Annotated in this window: 9 protein-coding genes; 4 read left to right on the top strand and 5 right to left on the bottom strand. The window is 62.8% G+C overall.

The genetic code is table 11. The annotated features are described in order from the left end of the window. The 4 genes from EOB59_RS33530 to EOB59_RS33515 all read left to right on the top strand — a co-directional run. Positions 1-158: sarcosine oxidase subunit gamma family protein (locus EOB59_RS33530; RefSeq protein WP_281061742.1), on the top strand; the 158-nt coding region annotated here is incomplete at its 5' end. A 59-nt stretch (positions 159-217) separates the two neighbouring features. Further along, complete coding sequence (locus EOB59_RS33525; protein WP_127398121.1) at positions 218-448, top strand: hypothetical protein; 231 nt, start codon at positions 218-220, stop codon at positions 446-448. A 78-nt stretch (positions 449-526) separates the two neighbouring features. Continuing rightward, on the top strand, positions 527-1,312 hold the full coding sequence (locus EOB59_RS33520; protein WP_127329423.1) for a ThuA domain-containing protein: 786 nt from the start codon (positions 527-529) through the stop codon (positions 1,310-1,312). Positions 1,313-1,360: 48 nt separating this feature from the next. Beyond that, positions 1,361-2,410, top strand: coding sequence for a Gfo/Idh/MocA family oxidoreductase (locus EOB59_RS33515; RefSeq protein ID WP_127329421.1), 1,050 nt, complete (start codon positions 1,361-1,363; stop codon positions 2,408-2,410). A gap of 42 nt (positions 2,411-2,452) precedes the next feature. On the opposite strand, the gene EOB59_RS33510 is transcribed toward EOB59_RS33515, so the two are convergent. The 5 genes from EOB59_RS33510 to EOB59_RS33490 all read right to left on the bottom strand — a co-directional run. Continuing rightward, positions 2,453-2,701: a DUF680 domain-containing protein gene (locus EOB59_RS33510; protein ID WP_127268964.1), complete on the bottom strand. Its 249-nt coding sequence runs from the start codon at positions 2,699-2,701 to the stop codon at positions 2,453-2,455. Between the two features lie 191 nt (positions 2,702-2,892). Next, a complete protein-coding gene (locus tag EOB59_RS33505; RefSeq protein ID WP_128290218.1) occupies positions 2,893-3,531 on the bottom strand; it encodes a TetR/AcrR family transcriptional regulator in 639 nt (212 codons plus the stop codon). Positions 3,532-3,695: 164 nt separating this feature from the next. Continuing rightward, on the bottom strand, positions 3,696-4,727 hold the full coding sequence (locus EOB59_RS33500) for a phosphotransferase (protein WP_128290217.1): 1,032 nt from the start codon (positions 4,725-4,727) through the stop codon (positions 3,696-3,698). Next, the gene (locus tag EOB59_RS33495; RefSeq protein WP_023810115.1) at positions 4,724-5,209 is read right to left on the bottom strand and encodes a MaoC family dehydratase; all 486 of its coding nucleotides are present in this window, start codon (positions 5,207-5,209) and stop codon (positions 4,724-4,726) included. The genes EOB59_RS33500 and EOB59_RS33495 overlap by 4 nt, the downstream gene beginning before the upstream one ends. Positions 5,210-5,248: 39 nt before the next feature. After that, a partial coding sequence (locus EOB59_RS33490; RefSeq protein WP_128290216.1) for an SDR family oxidoreductase occupies positions 5,249-5,420 on the bottom strand: 172 nt, incomplete at its 5' end.

Below are 5,420 nucleotides of genomic sequence, written 5' to 3'. Positions count from 1 at the left end.
CCTTCCCGGTGGGCGCAGCGTCGCGCACCATCCTGGGCAAGACCGAGATCGTGCTGCTGCGCACAGCCGCCGATGCCTTCCGGGTCGAATGCTGGCGTTCCTTCTCGGACTATGTCTTTACTTTCCTGTCCGAGGGATCGCGCGACGCGGCGGTCTGAACTCGGAACGTTTTGCAGGGCACGCTCGTTCTGCATCCGCACGCCGAGGGAGAATGCCGATGCCGTCGAATTCCGCACCGAAGTCGCCGGTCATAAAGACATCGGCCGTCCGCTCGCTCGAACATGAGCGACATGAAGCCCCGAGCGCCGAAGAGGAACTCGAGGAAGGCCTCGAAGACACGTTCCCGGCCAGCGATCCGATATCCATTACCGGAACCGCCATCCCCGGCGCACCGGCGAAACCGGGCAAGGCCAAGACCGTGCCGGGGCGCAAGAAGCGCAAGACGTAGTATTCCATCGGGCCAGGCGGCATCGGGACCTTCTCAATCCCTTTTGACATGCTATTTAAAGCGCTTTGGGAGATGAAAATGCCGACAAAAGCGATCGTTTGGGGCGAGAATGTCCACGAGCAGACCAATGAAGCCGTGCGCGACCTCTATCCCTTGGGCATGCATGGCACCATTGCCGCCGCCCTCAACCAGGACAAGGGCATCGAGGCGACCACCGCCACCTTGCAGGAGCCCGAGCACGGCCTGAGCGAAAAGCGCCTGGCGGCCACCGACGTGCTTTTGTGGTGGGGCCACGCGGCGCATGGCGAGGTCAAGGACGAGATCGTCGAGCGGGTGCAGAAGCGGGTGTGGGAAGGGATGGGCCTGATCGTGCTCCATTCCGGCCACTACTCGAAGATATTCAAGCGGCTGATGGGCACGCCCTGTTCGCTGAAATGGCGCGAGGCGGGCGAGCGCGAGCGCGTCTGGGCGATCAACCGCGGCCACCCGATCGCGCAAGGCATCGGCGAGTGCCTGGAGATCGGCGAGACCGAAATGTATGGCGAGCCCTTCGCCGTGCCGGAGCCGCTGGAGACGGTGTTCGTCTCCTGGTACGAGGGTGGCGAGGTGTTCCGGTCCGGGCTGACCTACCAGCGCGGCGCGGGACGGATCTTCTACTTCTCGCCCGGTCACGAGACCTATCCGATCTATCACAATGAGGGCGTGCAGCAGGTGCTGCGCAACGCCGTGCACTGGGCGCACAACCCGGCGCCGGCATGGTCCGGCATCACCAATGCGCCGAACGTGCCGACGGATGCGGCCAAGGAGAAGATCGTGCAGAAGGGGCTGCGCCTGCATGCCGACGGCGACAAGGGCCTGAGTTGATTCGGGCCTGAGTTGATTGGGGTGTGAGGTGGCTGGGGGCCTGAACTGATGCATCGAATTCTTCTGCTCGGCACCGGCGGTATCGCCGGGCATCATGTCGAGGAGTTTGCCGGGATCCCGGGCTGCAGCATCGTCGCTTGCGTCGACCAGGTGCCTGGCCGCGCGGCGGCGTTTGCCGCCGTCAGCAAGATCGGCGAATCTTTCGAGAGCCTGGAGGCGGCGATCGCCTGGGGTCAGTTCGATGCCGCCATCAACGCGACGCCGGATGGTGCGCATATGGCAACGACGCTGGCGCTGCTTGCCCAGGGAAAGCATGTGTTTTGCGAAAAGCCGCTGGCGCCGAACCACGCCGACGCGCTTGATATGACCGAAGCGGCCGAGGCTGCAGGGGTGGTCAACATGGTCAACCTGACCTATCGCAACTCACCGGCGATCCATGAAGCGCGGCGCATGGTGCTGGCCGGCGAGATCGGTGTGTTGCGCCATGTCGAGGCAAGTTACCGGCAAAGCTGGCTGGTCAGCCAGTCGTGGGGCGACTGGCGGGTCGAGGACAAATGGCTCTGGCGCTTGTCGAGCCGGCACGGTTCGACCGGTGTGCTGGGCGATGTCGGCATCCATATCCTGGACTTCGCCACCTATGGCGCCGGTCAGGATATCGTCAGCCTGCATGCCGATCTGGTGACGTTTCCGAAGGCCGAGGGCGAGCGCATCGGCGACTATGTGCTGGACGCCAATGACAGCGTGGCAATGACGGCGCGGCTCAGTTCCGGTGCGCTCGCTACGATCGTGGCGAGCCGCTACATGACCGGCCACGCCAACGATCTGTCGCTGGCCCTGCACGGCACCAAGGGCGCCATCAGGGTCGAAACCGACGGCAAGGCATCGAACCTGTCGGCCTGTCTCGGCGGCGATGTCGATCTTCAGCGCTGGCAGATCTTGGCGCTGCCCAGTGTCAAGCGCAATGCGCGACGCTTTGCCGATGCGCTGGATACAGGCCGGAATGGCGATCCGTCGTTCCGGCGTGCCGCGGACATGCAAAAGCTGATCGACGCGGCCTTCGAGAGTTCAGCGGCGAAGCTGCCGGTTTCGGTCGGCTGAAGCTGGCCGGCTTGTGCCGGCCAGACGCGATCTTTGCTGATGTCAAAATGCGCTTGGTACAATCCACGGATTGATGCTGATGCCGAGCCGCGGGCCCTTGCCTTCAGCGGTATTTTGCGTGGCACCCTTCTTCTCGACCGAACCGGTCGAAGCGCAATCGAGCTTCACGTTGGTCCTGGTGTCAACGCAGGCCGCCACCGGCGCATGCTTGACGGGATGGGTGGTGTTGGCGGCGAAGGCCGAGCCCGAAAGTGCCAGCACGGCGGCGAGGGTGAGGAGTGTCTTTTTCATTGTCAGTCTCCGGTTTCCAGGTCGAATTCAATTCGTACCGACGGGTGAATTTCTCTCGTACATGTACGATACGCTGTACATATACGCCCGTCGATCGCGAAGTTCAAGGAAAACCGTACGCGTACAATAAATTTTTGTTAACCAAGACCCCCCAGGTCTGGAGGGGAATACACAAAACCAGGAAACGGCGTTCAGCAGTTGACCGGTGTCTCGGTCAGCGGCGGGACGTTTTGCGTGCTGAGCGTGGCGAGCGTGAAATCGCACATCCGCTTCACGAAGACCTGCGGATCGCCGAAGGGGTAAAACGGAAAGGTGATGAGCAGCGAGATCGTGCCGTGTCCGACCGCCCACAGCATGGTGGCGATGGCGCGCGGATCGCCCTGCAATTTGCCGGCGGCGACGCAGGCCTCGACCCTGCTGATCAGCACCTTCATAGCAGGGTTGCTCTCCTCCATTTCATTGTAGCCTTCCGGCAGCTTGGTCTTTTCGGTCATGAACACGGTGCGGTATTCGTTGGGATTGCCGAGTCCGAAAGCGGCATATTCGGTCATCACCGCCTGCAAGGCCTCGATTGGATCATCGGATGGATGCTCCTCGATGCGGCGGGCCAGCGTCTCGAACGCATCCTCGGCCAGAGCGAACAGGATGTCCTGCTTGTCGGCGAAGTAGGAATAGACAGACATCGGGGCGTAGCCGACCCGTTTGGCCAGCTTGCGGATGGTCAGGCCTTCATAGCCTTCTTCCTGGACGAGCTTGTGCGCGGCCTCGACAAGTTCGGAGCGCAGTTCTGCCTTTTGCTTCTCGCGGCGTGTCTGGACGCTCTGCGGCAAGATCTGGTGCCTTTGGTTGGTTGGTGGCTGGCTAAATTATATACGCTGTACGGAAACGGACAAGGGCACGGGAAGTTCCCAAGCGGTATACTTCGGATCGTGCCGACGCTTGTCGAGGTTGGCGGCACCCGTGGTCAGCACCTTTGCTCCGTCAAAGCGGCCCATCACGCCTCCTTGTCGATCAGCTTCGCGGCAAGGCGCGAAAGCAGCTTTACCGCCTCGCCATAGGTCCGGGCCTTTTCCGGATTGGAGGCGTTTCCGTCCAGCGCCCGCTTGTAGACGCCCTGGCAAATCGCGGCCAGCCGGAAGAAGGAAAAGGCGAGATAGAACGTCCAGTTGCCGATACCGGTGAGCCCGCGCCGCCGGCAGTAGGCGGCGACGTAGTCCTCCTCGGAGGGCAGGCCGAGTGCGGAACGGTCGACGCCGCCCAGGCCGCGAAAGCCGGAAGCGTGCGGCAGCCGCCATTGCATGCATTGATAGGCGATATCGGCGAAGGGGTGGCCTGATGTCGACAATTCCCAGTCGAGCACCGCCAGCACCTTCGGCCGGTCCGGCGCGAAGATCAGATTGTCCAGCCGGTAGTCGCCATGCACCAACGAGATCCGGCCGTCATCGGCGGGCATATGCGTTTCCAACCAGGCAATCAGCCCGTCCATCTCGGCGACTGCGTCAGTCTCCGAGGCGCGGTACTGGCTGGTCCAGCGCGCCAGCTGGCGCTCGAAATAATTTCCCGGCCGCCCGAAATCGCCGAGCCCCACTGTCCCGACATCGATCTCGTGCAGCGCCGCGAGGGTTTCGTTCATGGCATCGTATATACCGGCGCGTTCTTCGTTGTCGCGAGCCTCCGGCAGCGCCGGATCCCAGAAAATGCGGCCGTCCAGGAAATCCATCACGTAAAACATGCGGCCGATGGGCGAGTCTTCCGCCGACAGGTGCAGCATGGCAGGCACGGGCACGGCGGTGCCGGCAAGCGCGCTCATCACCCTGAATTCGCGGTCGACCTGATGCGCCGATTTCAGCAATTGCCCCGGCGGCTTGGCGCGCAGCACGTGACGGCCGCTTGCCGCCGTCAAAAGGTAAGTCGGGTTCGATTGGCCGGATTTGAACTTCTCGACTGCTGCAAGCTCGGAAAAGCCCGGTATGTTCGCCTCGAGGTAAGGCGCAAGCGCTGCCTGGTCGAGTACGGGATCACTCATGCCGTCTCGGGCTGGCGTTCGATCAAGGTCAGCGTCAACCAGCGCGCGGTCAGTGCCGGCTTCTTCGAACCTTCGATTTCGATCGTCACGTCATGCGCGGTCTGCACCCAGCCCGACGGCCGAACCTTGACGTCGGCCAGCACGAAACGCGTGCGGATGCGCGCGCCCGTTTTCACCGGCGCCAGGAAGCGCAGCGAATCGAAGCCGTGGTTGACGCCCATCTTGCCGTTTTCCAGCGGCGGCATGGTCTCGAAGGTCATCGCCGACAACAGCGACAGCGATAGGAAGCCGTGCGCGATGGTGCCGCCGAACGGCGTTTCGCGCATGGCCCGCTCCGGATCGCAGTGGATGAACTGGTGGTCGTCGGTGGCGTCGGCGAACTGGTCGATCATGCGTTGCGTGACCGCCCGCCATGGCGACACGCCAACCTCCTTGCCGACACTGGCCAGAAGCACATCGAGACTGATCGGTTCCACGCTCATGTCCTCCAGTTCACCCCCGGCTTCTGTGGCCGGAAAATGTCATTCCTTGAACAGGGTCAGCCCATGCTGCACCGACTGTCCGCCGTCGATCGGCAGGATGGCGCCGGTGACATAGCTGCCTGCACGGCTGCACAAATAGAGCGTTGCGCCGGCAATGTCATCCGGTGCGCCGATACGGCTGATCGGAACATGGCTGCCGACGTGCCTGGCC

Source organism: Mesorhizobium sp. M7A.F.Ca.MR.176.00.0.0, from assembly GCF_004023165.1.
Lineage (GTDB): Bacteria > Pseudomonadota > Alphaproteobacteria > Rhizobiales > Rhizobiaceae > Mesorhizobium.
The sequence above is the reverse complement of the archived record's forward strand: the minus strand, read 5'-3'. Positions and strand labels throughout refer to the sequence as shown.